This is a genomic window from Methylobacterium tarhaniae (assembly GCF_001043955.1).
In the GTDB taxonomy this organism is placed as follows: Bacteria; Pseudomonadota; Alphaproteobacteria; order Rhizobiales; family Beijerinckiaceae; genus Methylobacterium; species Methylobacterium tarhaniae.
This window is the reverse complement of record NZ_LABZ01000030.1, coordinates 22,304-40,730: the sequence shown is the minus strand read 5'-3', so window position 1 is coordinate 40,730 and position 18,427 is coordinate 22,304. Positions and strand designations below refer to the sequence as shown.

Sequence of the window (18,427 nt, the reverse complement as noted above, 5' to 3'; positions counted from 1 at the left end):
CGAGCGGGTGGCGCGGCGGGGAGGGTCCGGCACGCCGCTCGCCGGGCGCGCCTCCCTGCGCGAGCCGATGCTCACTGCTATGGCGCAGGAGGGTGAGACCTTCCTGCAATCCTACGCCACCTTGCGCCGGGGGCTTGCCGACAGCGACCTCGAGCCGCGGGCGAGCGGCACGCTCTCCACCTCGTTCGCCTTCCTGCCGCAGGGCTTCTTCTCCGGCCTGCGCACCGACTGCAACCGCATCGATCCGAACGCCGAGCCGACCTCGCTGCGCGGCCAGAATCTCGACCCGGCCTTGCGCGCCTGCGAGGCGATGGTGGTGACCTATCCCTACGCCCGCGCCTTCGAAGACCGGCTCCAGGCGGGCCGCGAGCAGCGCGCCTATCAGCGCGCCACCGCCTCCTGCGAGGACGGCGCGGCGATCGCGGCCTACGCCGCCGCCTACCCGGCCGGCCGCTTCCGACCTCTCGTCGACACGTTCGGCCTCGATTGCGGCCGCGCCCGCGACCGGCAGGACGAGGCGCGCCGCCGCCAGGAAGACGAGGCGCGCCGCCGCCAGGACGAGGAGCGGAGCCGCCAGGATGAGGCGCGGCGGCGCCAGGAGGAACTGGAGCGGCAGATGGCCGAGGCGCGGCGCGCCCAGGAGGAGCAGCGCCGGCGCGACGAGGAGCGGCGCCAGCAGGCGGCCCAGCAGCGCACCACCATCGGTAGCAACGCGGGCTGGACACTGAACTACTCGACCGCGCTCCTCGAGGTCTCGCCGTTGATGAACGACCAGTACGACCCGCAGAAGGAAAGCTACACGACGATCTGGTACTCGCGCCAGCACGGCCAGCAGGTGATGATGTACGTCCAGGTTAGCCCCAATCAGCGCTGCGGCAGCGCCCAGCAGTTCATCACCGAGCAGATCCGGCCCCGCCGCGGCCAGGTCACACGGGCGCAGGACGTGACCTCGGCGCCCCTGCGCACCGGCTTCGTGCTCGAAGGGCGCGGCACAGCGATCACGCAAGGCAATTTCGACGACCGCAGCTTCTACGATTTCGCCTCGGTGCGGCGGGACGACCGCAGCACGATCACCAATGTCGGCGGACGCTTCCCTGCCGAGTACGGCGAGCTGTACCGGGCCGAGCTCCTGCGCATGATGAACTCGATGCAGCTGCCCAACCGTGACGTCTTTGCCAATCGCTGCGGCTGAGGCGCTGGAGGAGCGAACGATGCGCGGAGCCTCGCCTATCCTGATCGTCGGCCTCGCGGCCTGCTCGATCCTCGCCGCGAACATCGGCGCCCGGGCGGACGCTGCCCAGGATTGCCGGTCCGGGATCCCGGACGCGCGGGTCGGCGGCTGCAGCCGACTACTGGCCGAGGCCCGCACGGCGCGCCAGCGGGCCATCGCCCTCGATGGGCGCTGCTGGGCTCACATCGACCGCACCGCCTTCGCGGAAGCCGTGAGCGACTGCAACGCCGCGATCCGCGCCGACGATCAGTACCCTTACGCCTTCCACAACCGCGGTGTGGCCTATGCGGGCCTGCAGAATCCGAGCGCCGCGATCGTCGACTTCAACCGGGCCCTCGCGATGCGGCCGAACTTCTTCAATACCCTCCTCAATCGGGCGAAGGCCTACCTGGCTCTGGGCAATACCCAGGCAGCGATGCGGGACTACGAGGATGTGTTGCGCCTGAAGCCGGAGAACGAGGAAGCACGCTCCGCTCTGGCCCTGCTGCGCGGAGGTGGGCCCCCATCGTCGCCGGTGAACGCCGCCAACTCACTCTGTGGCAGCTCCGGATGTACCTGACCAAAATGTTCGTCACGCCCGAACATGGGATGAGGATATAGGTGCTTTCTCCACTTTCGAGCTAGTTCAGATCTCCACGCTGAGCCTGCTCCTAACGCCCCTCCTTCATCCAGGGCTGCAGAACTGGTTGCGCTCCTGCCGATCAAGCTTCTGGGCTCCATAAACGGCGCCAAGATGCCTTGGTTGCCTGTAACGGCCCGTTTCGCATTTCCGGAGGAGCCGGTACGACACGTCTAGCTAGGGCCCGCATGGTTGCCCTCCATAAAGGCCGTCCGGGCGATATTCTCGCCTACGGGAATTGTCCAGGCCTGATGTTCCCGGTCGGTTGCGAACGTGGCTGAGACTATTGCTCTCGGAGCCGCCGCTTCGATGCACCCTTATTCTCGCGAGCGGACGTTGCCGCCGGCAAGCTTGTAAGGCGCGTCCAGCACGAAGACAAAACACTCCTCGAACTGCACTATGTAGCGTAGATATTCTTTTCGCAAGAAGAAAGAGCCACGCTCCCTACGAGCCCCGAGCCTCCACCCCTAGCCATGGGGGACGGGGACCGCCGGGTCATACGCCGAAGGGCATCGGCAGGAAGCGGCTCCGCGCAAGCGGAACCGCAGGATGGAGGAAAGGGGTAGCCCCAAACCTCTAGGACGACCCTAACGCACCGCAGATCGAGCGGAGGGGTCCGTCAGCGCTGGCCGACCAAGATGTCGGGAAGCGGTGCGTAAAGGCCGACAGCCCAACCCCGGCCTGCCTGTCGCGAGGTTGCACCTCGATCTGCCGGTCGACCGACGGCGTGGCTCCGGGATCCGGACTGCTCCATCGAGAGAGCGCGGCTTTGCCATCGCTCGGCAAAGCCTTGCCTCCAGCAAGCCGGCCTCCCTCAAACGTTCACCAGGATCCAGAACAAGCAGGCAAACAGGGCGAGCCCCGCAGACAGCAGACGGTAATGCGCGGCGCCGTCACAGCGCACCCAGCGGAATCCGAGGTGCCGGCGCCCCGGACACCATTGAGCCGGTCAACATCGCCTGCCGCTCCGGGAAACAGCAGCCAAGCCGCAACGCCGCGGCTGCCCGGAGTCTCGCCCCCTTCATGTCCGCCACCGACCTGCACACACGCCTCGCCGCCATCATCCTGGCGCAGCTCGACACCGCCGACCCCGCGTCGTGGACCCCACCCTGGCATGGCGCCGACCCCACGCCGCGCAACGCCCGCACAAACCGACGCTACCGCGGACTGAACGTGCTGGCGCTGTGGTGCGCCGCGCAGGCGCACGGCTACGCCGACGCACGCTGGGCGACCTACCGGCAATGGGCCGCGCTCGGCGCCCAGGTTCGTCGAGCCGAGCGCGGCACGCTGGTGATGTTCTACAAGGAACTACCCCGCGGCGCCCGCGCCGAGACAGGTGACGTCGACACGACGAACAGCGCCCCCTTCGTCGCCCGCGCCGCCTACGTCTTCAACGCCGCCCAGGTGGACGCAGCCCCGCTGGCCGCCAGTGCCCCCAGCAGCATGTCGCCGCCCACGCCCACGCCCCTGTCGACCTTCGACGCCTTCGTCACCGCCACCGGCGCGCACATCACCGAAGGCGGCACCCGCGCCTGCTACGTCCCGGCCACGGACACGATTCGTCTGCCGTCCCGCGCCGCCTTCCACACGCCCACAGGCCACGCGGGCACGCTCGCTCACGAACTCATCCACTGGACCGGCGCCCCCCACCGGCTCGCCCGCGACCTCACCGCCCGGTTCGGCGCCCGCGCCTACGCCGCCGAGGAGCTGACGGCCGAACTCGGCGCCGCCTTCGTGCTGGCAGACCTCGGCATCGCGCGCACGCCCCACCCGGACCACGCCGCCTACTGCGCCTCCTGGGCACCCCTGCTGCGGGCGGATCCGCGCGCACTCAGTCACGCCGCCATCCAAGCCTCGCGCGCGGCCGACTACCTCACCGCCCTGCAGCCAGACGCAGCGGGCCCCAAGCCTACCGCGAACGCGGACCCCAGCGCCGACGGCGCCGGCACGAAGCGAGCTTGCCGCCCGCACCACCATCCTGCTACACATCCCCAGGCAACTGCCGAGACAAGTGCCTGAACCGGCTAGGGTTTTCAGGCGGCCGGCGTCGGGCTTAGTGTCCTGGCGCCCCAGCCAAGCGTTTCAGCTTGCTTGAAAGCTGTTCGATCTCGAGATTTTAACCGGACTGGATTCCGCGCTGCGTGCCACGCCGCGTGCCAATCTCCGGTCGATGATCGTTCGCCTTGGGGTCATCTCAAAATCGGTGTCGAGAGAGCCCAAGGGTCGAAACGCGATCAGCACCAGACGGCGATGACGGCGTCGAGAGCGGACACGACGCTATAGGCGAGCTTGTCGTAGCAGGGCGGCGACGCGACGGAAGAACGTACGGCGGCGGAACACCGCAATGGCGCGATCACCGGCCATCCGCCGTCCGAGAGGCGCTTGGAGTCGCGTTTCTCTCGCAATCGCCTGTCTCGAACGGGTTTGGAACCTGACGCCGATGCCAGAACCGGCCCCCGCTCGCCGACACGCTCGGACGGCGATCCTACGGGAACATCGCGTCGACGGTGTCCTGCGAGACGGAGGCGTCGCCGGGGAGCGTGGGGCCGTTGAGAAGGGCGTCCTCTCCCGTACGCCGGTCGGGCTTCGCTGCGGCGACCGCGGAAGCCGGGCCGGACCAGACGCGCAGCATCTCGTCGACCCGCTCCTCGACCAGGACGATGGTCCGCACGACCTTGGAGATCCGCTGCCCGGTCAGGTCCTGGAAGTTGCAGGCCTCGAAGATGGTCTGCATCTGGGCCTGGATGGCCAGGGCGTCATCCCGGGTCGCGTCATCCCCGGACCGCCTGGCGATCCCGCCGGCGAGTGCATCGACGGTTTCCGAGGCCGTCAGGATGGTGTTGGTGGCGTGCTCGGTGCCCTGGACGACGGCGTGGAGCTCGTCGCGGGTCCGGCCGGCGCTCTGCTCGTCCCGAAGCTCGGCGATCTCCCGCCGCGTTCGCGCGATCGCCTCCGAGATCGCCACCAGATGCTGCTGCAGAAGGGCCGTGCTGTCTGCGAGAGATCCGAGTGTTTCCGTGCCGCTCGTCATGATCCCGGATCGCTATGCGAAACTACCACGCCGCGTACGGTAACCGTTCAACATTAAACCTTTGCAAAGAGCGGCGGCCCGCGCGCATCGCCACGAACGGCCGGGCAGGACCGCCATCGGCCAGTCGGACGCGCCAGGGGATCTACGACGGGATCAGGGCGGGATCGGCTGCCCGTCCCAGGCGAAGACCCGGCCGGAATCCTCGATCCGCAGCCCGTCCAGGACCCGCATCAGGTGCGCCGCGCTCTCCTCCGGCGAGAACAGGCCGGGGCCGGGATCCGGGCGGAACGGCCGGGACAGGGCCGTCTGCACGGTGCCGGGATGCAGTCCCGCGACGATCAGCTCCGGGTGGGTGCGCGCCGTCTCGACGGCGAGGGTGCGCAGGACCTGGTTCAGCGCCGCCTTCGAGGCCCGGTAGGCGTACCATCCGCCGAGGCGGTTGTCGCCGATCGAGCCGACCCGGGCCGAGAGGGCGGCGAAGACGCAGCGCCCGCGGCGCGGCATCAGCGGGAGCACGTGCTTGGCCACAAGGGCCGGGCCGAGGGCGTTGACGGCGAAGACCGCGGCCATCGCGGCCGGATCCAGCGCGCGGATCGCCTTCTCGGGCGAGACGCCCGGCCCATGCAGGATGCCGCTGGCGACGACGACCAGGCCGACCGGACCGGCCTCCCCGATGCTCCGCGCCGCCGCGGCGACGGAATCCTCGTCGGTGACGTCGATCGCCAGGGACTGGACCGGCGCGGGCTGGGGCACGGCCGAGCGCGACAGGGCGAAGACGGTCCCGTGCGCCCCACCCGCGGCAACGGCCGCGACGAGGGCGCGGCCGATCCCGCCCGAGGCCCCGACGACGACCGCGCTGCTCATGCGCCACCTCGTGACCGCGAGGGAGTTCGGGGGAGCATCGGGACCTCAGCGGCGCAGCAGGCGCGCCAGACGCGGCCGCAGCGGGAGCGACAGGCGGTAGGCCGCCTCGGCCAGGGTCAGCACCGGATGCAGGCCGAACAGCCGCAACCCGACGAGCCGGCCGAGCCAGCGCCAGCCCGGCAGGAGGCGCCAGAGCCGCGCGAAGGCCGCCGCGCCGGAGACGAGGCGCCCATCCGCCTCGCGCACGTGGAGCCTTGCCCTGGCGGCGGCCAAGTCGAGCCCCGGGCCCAGGGCGGCGTCGCTCCCGATCGCCGCGAGATCGACGAAATTCACCCGCTCGGCCCCGGCGCAGCGCCGGTAATGGCCGATCTCCCTCCGGCATAGCGGGCAGGCCCCATCGTAGTAGACGGTCAGATCCTCCCGCATTGCGCCCCTCGCCGCGGTCCGAAACGTCCGCCTCGTTCGAGATGGGCGCACGGCGGTCTCCGTCACCCTGCGGCAGACGCGCGATAAGGTCGCGCCATCAGGGCTCGCGGGCCGCCCCGTCGCCTCGGGGATGCAAGGTGGCCCGGATCGAAGCGAGGGCGCGGCGCCCCGGACGGCTGCTGCCGTGTGGCGGGGAGCCGCGCTCCGGGCTCACGCCGCCCCGGGCAGCCGGTAATCGCGGAACTGGTCGCGGAGCGCCGTCTTCTGGATCTTGCCGGTGGCGGTGTGGGGGATGGCCTGCACCACCACCACGTCGTCGGGCATCCACCACTTGGCGATGCGCGGCGCCATGAAGGCCAGGATGTCGGCCTTGTCGGGGGTGCGGCCCTCCTTCGGCACTACGATAAGGAGCGGGCGCTCGTCCCATTTCGGGTGCTGCACGCCGATCACCGCGGCCTCCGCCACGTCCGGGTGGCCGACCGCCAGGTTCTCGAGGTCGATCGAGGAGATCCACTCGCCGCCGGACTTGATCACGTCCTTCGAGCGGTCGGTGATCGCCATGTAGCCGTTGGGATCGATGGTGGCGACGTCGCCGGTATCGAAGAAGCCGCGATCGTCGAGGATCGGCTCGTCCGAGCGGAAATAGGCCTTCGCCACCGCGAAGCCCGCAACCTTGAGGCGTCCGAAGGTCGTGCCGTCCCAGGGCAGGTCGCGGTTCTCGTCGTCGGTGAGGCGGAACTCGACGCCGAAGGGGGCGTAGCCCTGCTTCATCTTGAGGTCGAGGCGGGCCTCGCCCTCGAGATGGGCGACCTCGGGCTTGAGCGAGCAATAGGAGCCGATCGGGCTCATCTCGGTCATGCCCCAGGCATGATCCACGGTGACGCCGTAGTCGCGCTCGAAGCGCTCGGTCATCGCCCGCGGGCAAGCCGAGCCGCCGATCACCACCCGCTTCAGGTGGCTCAGGCGCTTGCCTGTCGTGTCGAGGTATTGCAGCAGGCCGAGCCAGACGGTCGGGACCGCCGCCGTCACGGTGACGCCGGTCGTCTCCAGGATCTCGTGCACCGAGGCGCCGTCGAGCTTCGGCCCCGGCATGACGAGGCCGGCGCCGGACATCGGCGCGGCGAAGCTGAAGCCCCAGGCATTGGCATGGAACAGGGGCACCACCGGCATCGCCATGTCGTTCGGCGAGAGCGCGATGAAGGCCGGGTTGTTGACCATCAGCGCCAAGAGCACGTTCGAGCGGTGCGAGTAGAGCACGCCCTTCGGCAAGCCGGTGGTGCCCGACGTGTAGCAGAGACCCGCCGCGGTGTTCTCCTCGAAGCTCGCCCAGGCGAAGTCGTCGTCGGCCTCCGCCAGCCAGTCCTCGTAGGCGACGGCGTTGCGCAAGGTCGTCTGCGGCATGTGAGCGCCGTCGGTGAGCACGACGTAGCGCTCGATCGTCGGCAGCTTGTCGGCCAGGCGCTCGACCAGGGCTAAGAAGGTCAGGTCGAGGAGAAGGATCCGGTCCTCGGCGTGGTTGATGATGTAGGCGATCTGGTCCTCGAACAGCCGCGGATTGACCGTGTGGTAGATCGCCCCGATGCCGGTGATGCCGTACCAGGCCTCGAGGTGGCGCCAGGTGTTCCAGGCCAAAGTCGCGATCCGGTCGCCGAGGCGGATGCCGTCGGCGGCGAGGCGCTTCGACAGGCGCAAGGACCGCTGCCGCACGTCGGCGTAAGTGGTCCGGTGCATCAGCCCCTCGACCGAGCGCGAGATGACCGGGCGGGCGCCGTGCTGAAGCGCGGCGTAGTCGATGACGCGGTGGATCAGCAGGGGCCAGTCCTGCATCAGGCCGAGCATGGCGTGTCGTCCTTCCCTTGGTGGGGCGCGCATCGGGGCGCGCCCTCGGTCGCCGGGGCCTCATGGGCCCGCGGTCTGAGATCGTCAGCTTATGGCAGCGGTCCCGGAGCGGCTAGAGCGGCGCCATCACGCAGCCCGGCCCCCGAGAATCCCGGTATCACGACTCCCGGGATCGAGACTGCCGGGATGAAGAGCGGGGATCGGGCGCGGCCGGGCGTGGCGCCGAGATGGTTCTGATGTAAACTATCGGGATGACGGCATCCTCGCGCCCCCACCCCACAGACGCCCCGGCCGGGGCCGACGCGCTGCGGGTCTGGTTCCGCTTCATCCGCCTGCACCGGCGCGTCGTGGCCGCGGTGGCGGCAGAGCTGAAGGCCGTCGGGCTGTCGATCCCGCAATTCGACGTGCTCTCGACCCTGTCCGAGCGCGAGGGCCTGACCCAGCAGGACCTCGCCGAGCGGCTCTACGTCACCAAGGGCAACGTCTCGGGGCTGATCGACCGGCTGGTCGAGGCCGGCCTCGTCGAGCGCCGCCCGATCCCCGGCGACCGGCGCTCGCACGCCTTGCACCTGACCGAGGCCGGTCTGGCACTCGCCCGCTCGGGCATCGCCGCCCAGCAGGGCTACGTCGCCCGCACCCTCGGCCGGCTGCCGCCCGGCGACGTGGCCGAGCTGGAGCGGGTGGTGCTGGCCTGGCGCGACGCGGCCCGGGCCGATGGCGGCTGACCCGGTGTCGAGACGGCGTCGCGGCGCTCAGGTGACCGTCCGCTTCTCCACGTCGAGGACGACGCCGTTCGGCGTCATCCGCTCGCGGGCGACGAGCCGGTCGCCGGGCAGGAAGATGCCGAGCGGCACGTCCCGGTCCGGCAGGACGACGGTGGCGCTGTAATTGACGAAGACCAGCACGTGCCGGCGCTGCGGGATCGACGACACGGCCCAGCGCTTGAGCTGGCCGTAATACGGCTCGCGCTTCCAGACCGTGGGCTGGCTCGGATCGACCTGGACGTGCAGGAAGCGCGTCGTCGGGTCGAGGCTCAGCACCATCTTGGCCTTGTCGGGCTTCCATTCCGGACCGAGCCAGGCTTCCGTCATCCAGAGGCAATGGAAGGCGCGGCAATGGCCGGGCCGGGTCTCGTGGATGCCGCAGCCGCGGCCGGGCTTCGCGTGGCGGCACCATTCCCCGGCCACGCTCTCGACGGCCGGCACGTCGTAGACCTTGCAGCACAGGGTACAGGCGCCGCAGGCCCGGCCGGGCGCGGGCGTCGAGACGAGTTGGGCGGGGTCGAGCATGCGCGTCGGTCTGACCAGGATTGTGCGGGGGCGCCGCGAGAGCGGCCCGGGTTGTGCGTCGGCATCGCGCCGCTAGTGTGACGGCGCAAGCGAATTCTGCTCGGCCAGTCGGGGCCTTCCGGGCGCCCGCATGAAGGAAAGCGACAGAGACGATGCTCTCGAACCTCGCCACCCGCGACGTCGAAACCCTGATCCACCCCTACACCAACCTGGCGGCTTTCCGGCAGACCGGGCCGCTGGTGCTGGAGCGTGGCCACGGCGTCTGGGTCTACGACACCGACGGGCGGCCCTATCTCGAGGGCATGGCGGGGCTGTGGTGCACGGCGCTCGGCTATTCCAACGAGGAGCTGGTCGAGGCCGCCCGCGAGCAGATGGCCCGCCTGCCCTTCACCCACCTGTTCTCCGGCCGCAGCCACGACCCGGCGATCGAGCTGGCCGAGACCATCAAGGAGCTGGCGCCGATCCCGGTCTCGAAGGTGTTCTTCACCTCCTCGGGCTCGGAGGCCAACGACACCCAGGTCAAGCTGACCTGGTACCTCAACAATGCGCTGGGGCGGCCGCAGAAGAAGAAGATCATCGGCCGGCACAAGGGCTATCACGGCGTCACCGTGGCGTCGGCCTCGCTCACCGGGCTGACCGCCAACCACGCCGACTGGGACCTGCCCCTGCCGGGCTTCCTGCACGCCGCCTGCCCGCACCATTATCGCGGCGCCGAGCCCGGCGAGAGCGAGGAGGCCTATTCGGCGCGCCTCGCGGCCGAGCTGGAGGAGATGATCCTGCGCGAGGGCCCCGAGACCGTCGCGGCCTTCATCGCCGAGCCGGTGATGGGCGCCGGCGGCGCCATCGTGCCGCCGAAGGGCTACTTCGCGGCGATCGAGCCGGTGCTCGCCCGCTACGACGTGCGGTTCATCGCCGACGAGGTGATCTGCGGCTTCGGCCGGCTCGGCACCTGGTTCGGCTCCGAGGCGATGGGCATGAAGCCCCATAGCCTGTCCTTCGCCAAGGCGCTGACCTCGGCCTACATGCCGCTCGGCGGCGTCACGGTCGACGAGACGCTCTACCAGGCGATGCAGGACCAGAGCCGCAAGATCGGCACCTTCGGCCACGGCACGACCTATTCGGGCCACCCGGTGGCGAGCGCGGTGGCGCTCAAGACCATCGAGATCTACCGCCGCGACCGGATCATCGAGGGAGCGGCCGAGAAGGCGCCGCACTTCCAGCGCCGGCTCTCGGCCCTGGAGGAGCACCCGCTGGTCGGCGAGGCCAAGGGGCTCGGCCTGATCGGCGGTCTCGAGATCGTCGCCGACAAGGCGACGAAGCGCCAGTACGACCCGAAGGCGGGCGTGGCCGCCCGCTGCGTCGCCTTCGCGCAGGAGGAGGGCCTGATCGTCCGCTTCCTCACCGGCGACCGCGTCGCGGTCTGCCCGCCCCTGGTGATCCGCCCGGACGAGATCGACACCCTGTTCGATCGGCTCGGCACCGCCTTGGACCGCACCCAGGCCTGGATCCGCGAGCAAGGCCTGACGGCTGCGTAAAAAACGCTCAAACACGGAGGGGAGGCCGCCATCCGGCGGTCTCGGCCGATCAGTCTAGACCAGTACCGCCGAATATCCGACTGGCCGGCGCCGGGCGACGCGACACGTTCCATTGTTGAACTGACTTTCGCGTCGCTGGAGCCGATCCGGGCAACGGACCAGCGGCACGCCGGTCTGCCTTACCGTTACGAACCGGCAGGCAAGCCGCATGGGCGGGTTTTCCGCACGACCATGCCAATGGCTTGTTTCATAACATCTATCTGCGGAATGCGGCCGCCCGCGGCCTCGGGCCGGGACCGGTCGGCAGGCCGCGCCTGGATTATCGACACGCGACCTAGGGTTTCTTTTTAGAAGAATCTTAAGCTTGCCGGCGCATTTTTTGGGCACATTTAGCCCAAGAGGGAACCGGCGACATGTTTTGGAAACAGCGCGAGACTCTGTCGGACGCGACATTGAGTGCTCTCAACAAGTCTCTCGCCATCATCGAGTTCAACCTCGATGGCACGGTGATCCACGCAAACCCCAACTTTCTCAACCTGCTCGATTACCGGCTCGACGAGATCGTCGGTCAGCACCACCGGATGTTCCTCGACAAGGAGGCGGCAGCCTCGCCCGACTACACGAGCTTCTGGGACAGGCTGCGCGCCGGCGAGTTCTGCGCCGACGAGTTCCTGCGCTTCGGCAAGAACCACAAGCGCGTCTGGCTCGAAGCGACCTACAATCCGATCCTCGACGCCACCGGCAAGCCGGTCAAGGTGGTCAAGCTCGCCGCTGACATCACCAAGAAGAAGAACGAGATCAGCCGCCTCCTGACGATGATCGAGGGGATGCCGGTCGCGGTGATGACCGCCGACCCCCACAACGAGTTCCGCATCGACTACATGAACGGCGCGTCGCGCCGGACCCTCGGCCCGCTGGCGCAGTACCTGCCGGTCGCAACCGACCTGATGGTCGGCACCTCGATCGACGTCTTCCACAAGAACCCGTCGCACCAGCGCCGGATGCTGGCCGATGCGAGCCGGCTGCCGCACCGGACCAAGATCAAGCTCGGGCCGGAGGTGCTCGACCTCCAAGTCTCGGCGATCATGGGGCCGGACGGCACCTATATCGGGCCGATGCTGACCTGGGCGGTGGTGACCGCGCAGGTGAACATGGCCTCCGACGTGTCGCAGGTGGTCGGCGCCATGGGCACGGCCGTCGAGGAGATGCAGCGTTCCGCCGCCGGGCTCGGCCGCTCGGCCGATGAGGCGCGCGACCGCGCCGCGACGGTGGCGGCGGGGTCGGAGGAGATGACGGCCTCGATCCAGGAGATCGCCGGCCAGGTCGGGCGGGTCTCCGAGCGCGCCCAGCAGATCGCCGCCCAGGCCGAGGCGACCGATGCCACCGTGCGGACCCTGTCGGCCAAGGCCCGCGAGGTCGATTCGGTCGTCGGCATGATCTCGACCATCGCCGACCAGACCAACCTCCTGGCGCTCAACGCCACGATCGAGGCGGCCCGGGCAGGGGCGGCGGGCCGTGGCTTCGCGGTGGTCGCCGCCGAGGTGAAAGAATTGGCCGGCCAGACTGCCAAGGCGACCGGCGAGATCACCCAGCGCATCGGCGACATCCAGGGGGCGACCAGCGAGGCGGTGGCGGCGATCGCGACCATCAACAATGCCGTCGCGGAACTGTCGCGGCTGACGCTCGCCATCGCCAGTGCCGTCGAGCAGCAGGCGGCATCGACCCAGGAGGTGTCGTCGAACATCGTGGCGGTGTCCGACGCCGCCACGGCGACGGGCCGGATCGCCGAAACCGTCCGGACGGTCTCGGAGAGCCTCGCCGGGCATTCGAGCGGGCTGACCGGGAGCGTGGAGAAGTTCTTGAAGGCGGGGTGAGACGCTTCCGATCCTGAAAGCAAAGCATCGCAGGAGTCTTTCGTCCTACCCGCAACCTCATCCTGAGGTGCTGCGAAGCAGCCTCGAAGGAGGGCTCCAGATACCCCCAAGAGTTCTAGAGCCCTCCTTCGAGGTCAGTCTCTCTCGGATGGACTGACACTTCAGGATGAGATCGCTTCTAGGACAACCGGCAGCACTGCCGATCTGCACGCGGATATACTGCGCCTGCACGAGGCGAAGGGGCGGATTTCGCCGTCCCCTCCACGCCCCTCACAACGGAATGTTGTCGTGCTTCTTCCAGGGCTGCTCGCTCTCCTTGGTGCGCAGCATGGCCAGCGCCCGGGCGATGCGCCGCCGGGTGGAGTGCGGCATGATCACCTCGTCGATATAGCCGCGCTCCGCCGCCACGAAGGGCGACATGAAGCGCTCCTCGTACTCGGCGGTGCGGGCCGCGATCTTCTCCGGATCGCCGAGATCCTGGCGGAAGATGATCTCGACCGCGCCCTTGGCGCCCATCACGGCGATCTGGGCGGTGGGCCAGGCGTAGTTCACGTCGCCGCCGACATGCTTCGACGCCATCACGTCGTAGGCGCCGCCGAAGGCCTTGCGGGTGATGACGGTGACGAGCGGCACCGTCGCCTGGCTGTAGGCGAAGAGGAGCTTCGCGCCGTGCTTGATGAGGCCACCGTATTCCTGCGCGGTGCCCGGCAGGAAGCCCGGCACGTCGACGAAGGTGACGATCGGGATCGAGAACGCGTCGCAGAAGCGCACGAAGCGGGCGGCCTTGCGCGAGGCGTCCGAGTCGAGCACGCCGGCCAGCACCATCGGCTGGTTCGCCACGAACCCGACCGTGCGGCCCTCGATCCGGCCGAAGCCCGTGATGATGTTGCGGGCATACGCCGCCTGGATCTCGAAGAAGTCGCCCTCGTCCACGACCCGCCGGATCAGCTCGCCCATGTCATAGGGCTTGTTCGGGTTGTCGGGGATCAGGGTGTCGAGGCTGCGGTCGAGGCGGGAGGGATCGTCGAAGCTCTCGAGCTCCGGCACGCCGGCCTGGTTGTTGGCCGGCAGGAAGTCCATCAGGCGCCGGATCTGCAACAGCGCCTCGACGTCGTTCTCGTAGGAGCCGTCGGCGATCGACGACTTCGAGGTGTGGACCTTGGCGCCGCCGAGCTCCTCCGCCGTCACCACCTCGTTGGTCACGGTCTTCACCACGTCGGGCCCGGTCACGAACATGTAGCTCGTGTCGCGCACCATGAAGATGAAGTCGGTCATCGCCGGCGAGTAGACGTCGCCGCCGGCGCAGGGACCCATGATGACCGAGATCTGCGGGATCACGCCCGAGGCGGTGACGTTGCGCTTGAACACCTCGCCGTAGCCGCCGAGCGCCGCGACGCCCTCCTGGATGCGGGCGCCGCCGGCATCGAAGATGCCGATGATCGGGGCGCGCATCTTGAGCGCCATGTCCTGGACCTTGATGATCTTCTGGGCATGCGCCTCCGAGAGCGAACCGCCGAAGACCGTGAAGTCCTTGGAGAACACGAAGACGGCGCGGCCGTTGATGGTGCCCCAGCCGGTGATGACGCCGTCGCCCGGGATCTTCTGCTTCTCCATCCCGAAATCGATCGAGCGGTGCTGCACGAACATGTCGAATTCCTCGAACGACCCGGAGTCGAGGAGGAGCTCGATGCGCTCGCGCGCGGTGAGCTTGCCGCGCTTGTGCTGTGCCGCCACCCGGCTCTCGCCGCCGCCGACCCGGGCCTGCGCGCGCCGCTGGTCGAGCCGTTCGAGGATGTCCTTCATGCTGTCGCCCATTCCTGAAGAAGAGTCGCGCGCCCGCCGGGAGGCTTGACCGTGCCTGCGGCCTTAGCATGCGCCGGGGCGCGGCGAAAACTCGGTCTTTTTGGGCGAGACACGGGGGTCGGCGGGGGCGCAAGCCAGGACCGGAGCGCGAAGGGCCGCCCCCTCCCCTCGCGGGGATGGCGCGGCCCTCGATGCCTCGATCCGAGGTTGGATCAGGCGAACCCCTGGCCCGGCTCCTGCTCGCGGGCGAGGCGCAGGAGGCTCTGGCCGTAATTGGTCTTGGCGAAGAGCTGGCCGCGGGCCACCACCTGCTCGCGGGTGATGAATCCCTGCAGGTAGGCGATCTCCTCCAGGCAGGCGACCTGCATGCCCTGGCGGTGCTGGATCACCCGCACAAACTCGCCCGCCTCGAGCAGGTTGTCGTGGGTCCCGGTGTCGAGCCAGGCATAGCCGCGCGACATGCACTCGACGTGCAGCTGGCCCCGGTCGAGATAGGCCTGGTTGACGTCGGTGATCTCGAGTTCGCCGCGGGGCGAGGGCTTCACCGCCGCCGCGATGTCGAGCACCTGGTTGTCGTAGAAGTAGAGGCCCGTCACCGCCCAGGGCGATTCCGGGTTCTTCGGCTTCTCGACCAGCTTGGTGGCACGGCCTTCCTTGTCGAGGGTGACGACGCCGTAGGCCTCCGGCTGGTCGACATGGTAGGCGAACACCGTGGCCCCGGCCTCGCGGGTGCGGGCCTTGGCCAGGAGCTGGCGCATGCCGGCGCCGAAGAACAGGTTGTCGCCGAGCACCAGCGCGACGGAATCGTCGCCGACGAACTCGCGGCCGATGATGAAGGCCTGGGCCAGGCCCTCGGGCTTCGGCTGCAGCGCGTAGGAAATGTTGATGCCGAACTGCTCGCCGGTGCCGAACAACCGCTTGTAGTTGTCGATGTGCTCCGGCGACGAGATCAGCAGGATGTCGCGGATGCCGGCCAGCATCAGCACCGAGACCGGGTAGTAGATCATCGGTTTGTCGTAGACCGGCAGCAGCTGCTTGTTGATCGCCAGCGTCGCCGGGTGCAGCCGCGTGCCGGATCCGCCGGCGAGCACGATGCCCTTCATGGTCTGTGTCTCCTTCAGGCGCGGTTCGCCGCGGGACCGATCAGCTGGTCCAGGATGTCGTCGAGGGCCGCCTGCCACGGGCGCGGCGTGAGGCCGAAGGCGCGGGTGAGCGTCTCGGTCGCGAGCTCGGAATTGGCCGGCCGGGTGACCGGGGTCTTGAAGGCCGTGCTCGGGATCGGCTCGACCGGCACCGAGCGGGCGCCGCGCGCGGCCGCCCCCGCCATGATGGCGGCCGCGAAGTCGTACCAGGTCGTCGCCCCGGCATTCACGCAGTGATAGGTGCCGGCCGGCGCGGCCGGATCCTCGGCGAAGCGCAGCGCGATGGCGACGAGCGCCGCCGCGAGGTCGCCCGCGGAGGTCGGGCAGCCGCGCTGGTCGTCGACCACCGTCAGCTTGTCGCGCTCGGCGGCGAGCCGCAACATCGTCTTGACGAAGTTCGCCCGGTGCGGGCTCACCACCCAGGCCGTACGGACGACCGCGTGGCGCGGGTTGCCGGTGCGCACCGCCATCTCGCCGGCGGCCTTGCTGGCGCCGTAGACGCTGACCGGGCGCACGGGGGCGTCGGTGGCGTAGGCGCCCGTGCCGCTGCCGTCGAAGACGTAGTCGGTCGAGACGTGGACGAGCGGAATGCCGGCCTTCGCCGTCTCCGCCGCCAGGTAGGCGGGAGCGAGCGCGTTGAGCCGCCAGGCCGCCGCCACGTCGCTCTCGGCCTTGTCGACCGCCGTATAGGCGGCGGTGTTGATCACCGCCGCGTAAGGGCGCTCGGCGATGGCGCGGGCGACCGCCGCCTCGTCGGTGATGTCGAGGGCGTCCCGGGTGGGGGCGTGGATCACCACGCCCTCCCCCCACGATTGCCGCTGCAATTCGGTGCCGACCTGCCCGCCGCCGCCGAGGACGAGGATGTCCCGCGCCATGGTCCTACTCCGCGCTCAGGCCGAGGCGCTCGCCCGAATAGCGGCCCTCGCGGATCGGGCGCCACCACGATTCGTTGTCGAGGTACCAGCGCACGGTGTCCTCCAGCGCCTGCTCGAAGGTGCGGCTGGGCTTGTAGCCGACCTCGGCTTCCGCCTTGCTCGGGTCGATGGCGTAGCGCCGGTCGTGGCCGGGACGGTCGGTGACGAACTGGATCAGGCGCTCGTGCGGGCCGGCCTCGGGCCGCAGCCGGTCGAAGATGGCGCAGAGCGTCTTCACCACGTCGAGGTTGTTGCGCACCGAGCGGCCGCCGAGCAGGTAGGTCTCGCCGACCCGGCCCTTCTCCAGCACCGCGACGAGGCCGCGGGCATGGTCCTCGACGTGGATCCAGTCGCGCTCGTTCTGGCCGTCGCCGTAGACCGGGAGGCTCTTGCCCTCGAGCGCATTGAGGATCATCAGCGGGATCAGCTTCTCGGGGAAGTGCCGCGGCCCGTAATTGTTCGAGCAGTTGGTGACCAGCACCGGCAGGCCGTAGGTCTCGTGCCAGGCGCGGGCCAGGTGGTCGGAGGCCGCCTTCGAGGCCGAGTAGGGCGAGCGCGGGTCGTAGCGGCTGTCCTCGGTGAAGAAGCCCCCCGGGGGCAGCGAGCCGTAGACCTCGTCGGTCGAGACGTGGAGGAAGCGGAACGCCTCGCGCTCCGCGCCCGACAGGGTGTTGTAGTAGGCGCGGGCGGCCTCCAGCATCACCTGGGTGCCGACCACGTTGGTGCGGATGAAGGCGCCCGGCCCGGTGATCGAGCGGTCGACGTGGCTCTCGGCGGCGAGATGCATCACGGCCTCGGGGCGGAACTCGGCGAAGAGCGCGCCGACCTTCTCGTGGTCGCAGATGTCGGCCTCCGCGAAGCGGTGCCGGTTGTCGCCCTTGAGCGGCATCAGCGAGATCGGGTTCGCCGCGTAGGTGAGCGCGTCGAGGGTCAGGACCTCGTGGCCGAGATCCTGGACGAGGTGGAGGACCAGGGCCGAGCCGATGAAGCCGCAGCCGCCCGTGACGAGGATGCGCATGGGGTGGATGATCTCCTGAGAGGATGGCGCCCGTCGGCGCGCGGCGAAGCAGCTCGCCGTGTGATCGTGATGGCCGGCGGCGGCGCGGGAGGCCGCCGGCGCGACGCTCAGAACAGCGGCGGAAGATCGGCGAAGCGCGGCGCGACCTTGTCCTTGGCCGAGAGCTGGGCCTCGGCCTCGCTCACCGGCCAGTCGATGCCGAGGGCGGGGTCGTTCCAGAGCAGGTTGCCGTCATGCTCGGGGCTGTAGACGCCGCCGGCGACCTTGTAGGCCACCATCGTGTCCGGCTCGAGGGTGCAGAAGCCGTGGCCGAAGCCGATCGGCACGTAGAGCTGGTGGCCGTTCTCGGCATCGAGGCGGGCGGCGACGTGCCGGCCGTAGGTGGGCGAGTCGCGGCGCAGGTCGACGGCGACGTCGAGGATCGCGCCGGCGAGCACCCGGATCAGCTTGGCCTGGGCGAAGGGATGGCGCTGGAAGTGCAGGCCGCGCACGGTGCCCTGTTGCGCCGAGAAGGACTGGTTGTCCTGGATGAAGTGATCCTCGACGCCGTTGGCGGCCAGGATGTCGGCCCTGTAGGTCTCCGAGAACCAGCCACGGGCGTCGCCGTGCCGCTTCGGGATCACCAGCTTCACCGCCGGTATCGCCTGACCGATGACCTGCATCCTGCCTCACCTTCCGATCTCGCGCGGCCTTGATTTGGGGCCTCATGCCCAGCAATCGTGGCACGACAGCGTCGGCCTGACCGGCCAGAGCCGCATATCCGCAGCCTCTACTTCGCCGGCACGGTCCGAGCAAGTTCGATCGTCGGCTGCGCCCGATCGCGCGAGACGAGCCGCAACATG

At 69.4% G+C, this 18,427-nt stretch carries 15 protein-coding genes and 1 pseudogene; 6 read left to right on the top strand and 10 right to left on the bottom strand.

The annotated features are described in order from the left end of the window. The 3 genes and pseudogenes from VQ03_RS33665 to VQ03_RS05695 all read left to right on the top strand — a co-directional run. Positions 1-1,192 (top strand): annotated as a pseudogene (locus tag VQ03_RS33665) (hypothetical protein); the annotation flags it as partial. 19 nt (positions 1,193-1,211) lie between these two features. Further along, entirely contained in the window at positions 1,212-1,790 is a 579-nt protein-coding gene (locus VQ03_RS05700; protein ID WP_048449903.1) for a tetratricopeptide repeat protein, read from the top strand. A 1,083-nt stretch (positions 1,791-2,873) separates the two neighbouring features. Further along, positions 2,874-3,869 (top strand): ArdC family protein, encoded by a 996-nt coding sequence (locus VQ03_RS05695; protein WP_083467799.1) that lies wholly within the window; start codon positions 2,874-2,876, stop codon positions 3,867-3,869. A 466-nt stretch (positions 3,870-4,335) separates the two neighbouring features. On the opposite strand, the gene VQ03_RS05690 is transcribed toward VQ03_RS05695, so the two are convergent. From VQ03_RS05690 to VQ03_RS05675, 4 genes are all read right to left on the bottom strand, one after another. After that, positions 4,336-4,815, bottom strand: coding sequence for a protein phosphatase CheZ (locus tag VQ03_RS05690; RefSeq protein ID WP_245291979.1), 480 nt, complete (start codon positions 4,813-4,815; stop codon positions 4,336-4,338). A gap of 219 nt (positions 4,816-5,034) precedes the next feature. Next, complete coding sequence (locus VQ03_RS05685; protein WP_048449901.1) at positions 5,035-5,745, bottom strand: SDR family NAD(P)-dependent oxidoreductase; 711 nt, start codon at positions 5,743-5,745, stop codon at positions 5,035-5,037. A 45-nt stretch (positions 5,746-5,790) separates the two neighbouring features. Then, the gene (locus VQ03_RS05680; RefSeq protein WP_048449900.1) at positions 5,791-6,171 is read right to left on the bottom strand and encodes a thiol-disulfide oxidoreductase DCC family protein; all 381 of its coding nucleotides are present in this window, start codon (positions 6,169-6,171) and stop codon (positions 5,791-5,793) included. A gap of 210 nt (positions 6,172-6,381) precedes the next feature. Further along, a complete protein-coding gene (locus VQ03_RS05675; protein ID WP_048449899.1) occupies positions 6,382-8,010 on the bottom strand; it encodes a long-chain-fatty-acid--CoA ligase in 1,629 nt (542 codons plus the stop codon). 251 nt (positions 8,011-8,261) lie between these two features. Between VQ03_RS05675 and VQ03_RS05670 the strand changes: the two genes are divergently transcribed. After that, complete coding sequence (locus VQ03_RS05670; protein WP_048449898.1) at positions 8,262-8,735, top strand: MarR family winged helix-turn-helix transcriptional regulator; 474 nt, start codon at positions 8,262-8,264, stop codon at positions 8,733-8,735. Positions 8,736-8,762: 27 nt separating this feature from the next. Here the strand turns inward: VQ03_RS05670 and VQ03_RS05665 are convergent, their stop codons facing one another. Further along, positions 8,763-9,299, bottom strand: coding sequence for a hypothetical protein (locus VQ03_RS05665; protein WP_048449897.1), 537 nt, complete (start codon positions 9,297-9,299; stop codon positions 8,763-8,765). A gap of 152 nt (positions 9,300-9,451) precedes the next feature. On the opposite strand from VQ03_RS05665, the gene VQ03_RS05660 reads away from it, so the two are divergent. Together VQ03_RS05660 and VQ03_RS05655 are read left to right on the top strand one after the other, a co-directional pair. Next, positions 9,452-10,834: an aminotransferase gene (locus VQ03_RS05660; protein WP_048449896.1), complete on the top strand. Its 1,383-nt coding sequence runs from the start codon at positions 9,452-9,454 to the stop codon at positions 10,832-10,834. A gap of 413 nt (positions 10,835-11,247) precedes the next feature. Then, positions 11,248-12,708 carry a methyl-accepting chemotaxis protein gene (locus VQ03_RS05655; RefSeq protein ID WP_048449895.1) on the top strand — a complete coding sequence of 487 codons (1,461 nt, stop codon included), beginning with the start codon at positions 11,248-11,250 and terminating at the stop codon, positions 12,706-12,708. Between the two features lie 270 nt (positions 12,709-12,978). On the opposite strand, the gene VQ03_RS05650 is transcribed toward VQ03_RS05655, so the two are convergent. From VQ03_RS05650 to rfbC, 5 genes are all read right to left on the bottom strand, one after another. Next, positions 12,979-14,511: an acyl-CoA carboxylase subunit beta gene (locus VQ03_RS05650; RefSeq protein WP_048449906.1), complete on the bottom strand. Its 1,533-nt coding sequence runs from the start codon at positions 14,509-14,511 to the stop codon at positions 12,979-12,981. A gap of 212 nt (positions 14,512-14,723) precedes the next feature. Then, complete coding sequence (gene rfbA / locus VQ03_RS05645; RefSeq protein WP_048449894.1) at positions 14,724-15,614, bottom strand: glucose-1-phosphate thymidylyltransferase RfbA; 891 nt, start codon at positions 15,612-15,614, stop codon at positions 14,724-14,726. 14 nt (positions 15,615-15,628) lie between these two features. Further along, the gene (rfbD, locus tag VQ03_RS05640; protein WP_048449893.1) at positions 15,629-16,528 is read right to left on the bottom strand and encodes a dTDP-4-dehydrorhamnose reductase; all 900 of its coding nucleotides are present in this window, start codon (positions 16,526-16,528) and stop codon (positions 15,629-15,631) included. Between the two features lie 4 nt (positions 16,529-16,532). Beyond that, entirely contained in the window at positions 16,533-17,585 is a 1,053-nt protein-coding gene (gene rfbB, locus VQ03_RS05635) for a dTDP-glucose 4,6-dehydratase (protein WP_048449892.1), read from the bottom strand. Between the two features lie 107 nt (positions 17,586-17,692). Continuing rightward, complete coding sequence (gene rfbC, locus VQ03_RS05630) at positions 17,693-18,247, bottom strand: dTDP-4-dehydrorhamnose 3,5-epimerase (RefSeq protein WP_048449891.1); 555 nt, start codon at positions 18,245-18,247, stop codon at positions 17,693-17,695. Positions 18,248-18,427 lie beyond the last annotated feature (180 nt).

Coding starts and splice junctions, on each gene's coding strand:
- VQ03_RS05700 (WP_048449903.1), top strand. CDS start 1,212: ATGCGCGGAGCCTCGCCTATCCTGATCGTCGGCCTCGCGGCCTGCTCG.
- VQ03_RS05695 (WP_083467799.1), top strand. CDS start 2,874: ATGTCCGCCACCGACCTGCACACACGCCTCGCCGCCATCATCCTGGCG.
- VQ03_RS05685 (WP_048449901.1), bottom strand. CDS start 5,745: ATGAGCAGCGCGGTCGTCGTCGGGGCCTCGGGCGGGATCGGCCGCGCC.
- VQ03_RS05680 (WP_048449900.1), bottom strand. CDS start 6,171: ATGCGGGAGGATCTGACCGTCTACTACGATGGGGCCTGCCCGCTATGC.
- VQ03_RS05675 (WP_048449899.1), bottom strand. CDS start 8,010: ATGCTCGGCCTGATGCAGGACTGGCCCCTGCTGATCCACCGCGTCATC.
- VQ03_RS05670 (WP_048449898.1), top strand. CDS start 8,262: ATGACGGCATCCTCGCGCCCCCACCCCACAGACGCCCCGGCCGGGGCC.
- VQ03_RS05665 (WP_048449897.1), bottom strand. CDS start 9,299: ATGCTCGACCCCGCCCAACTCGTCTCGACGCCCGCGCCCGGCCGGGCC.
- VQ03_RS05660 (WP_048449896.1), top strand. CDS start 9,452: ATGCTCTCGAACCTCGCCACCCGCGACGTCGAAACCCTGATCCACCCC.
- VQ03_RS05655 (WP_048449895.1), top strand. CDS start 11,248: ATGTTTTGGAAACAGCGCGAGACTCTGTCGGACGCGACATTGAGTGCT.
- VQ03_RS05650 (WP_048449906.1), bottom strand. CDS start 14,511: ATGAAGGACATCCTCGAACGGCTCGACCAGCGGCGCGCGCAGGCCCGG.
- rfbA (WP_048449894.1), bottom strand. CDS start 15,614: ATGAAGGGCATCGTGCTCGCCGGCGGATCCGGCACGCGGCTGCACCCG.
- rfbD (WP_048449893.1), bottom strand. CDS start 16,528: ATGGCGCGGGACATCCTCGTCCTCGGCGGCGGCGGGCAGGTCGGCACC.
- rfbB (WP_048449892.1), bottom strand. CDS start 17,585: ATGCGCATCCTCGTCACGGGCGGCTGCGGCTTCATCGGCTCGGCCCTG.
- rfbC (WP_048449891.1), bottom strand. CDS start 18,247: ATGCAGGTCATCGGTCAGGCGATACCGGCGGTGAAGCTGGTGATCCCG.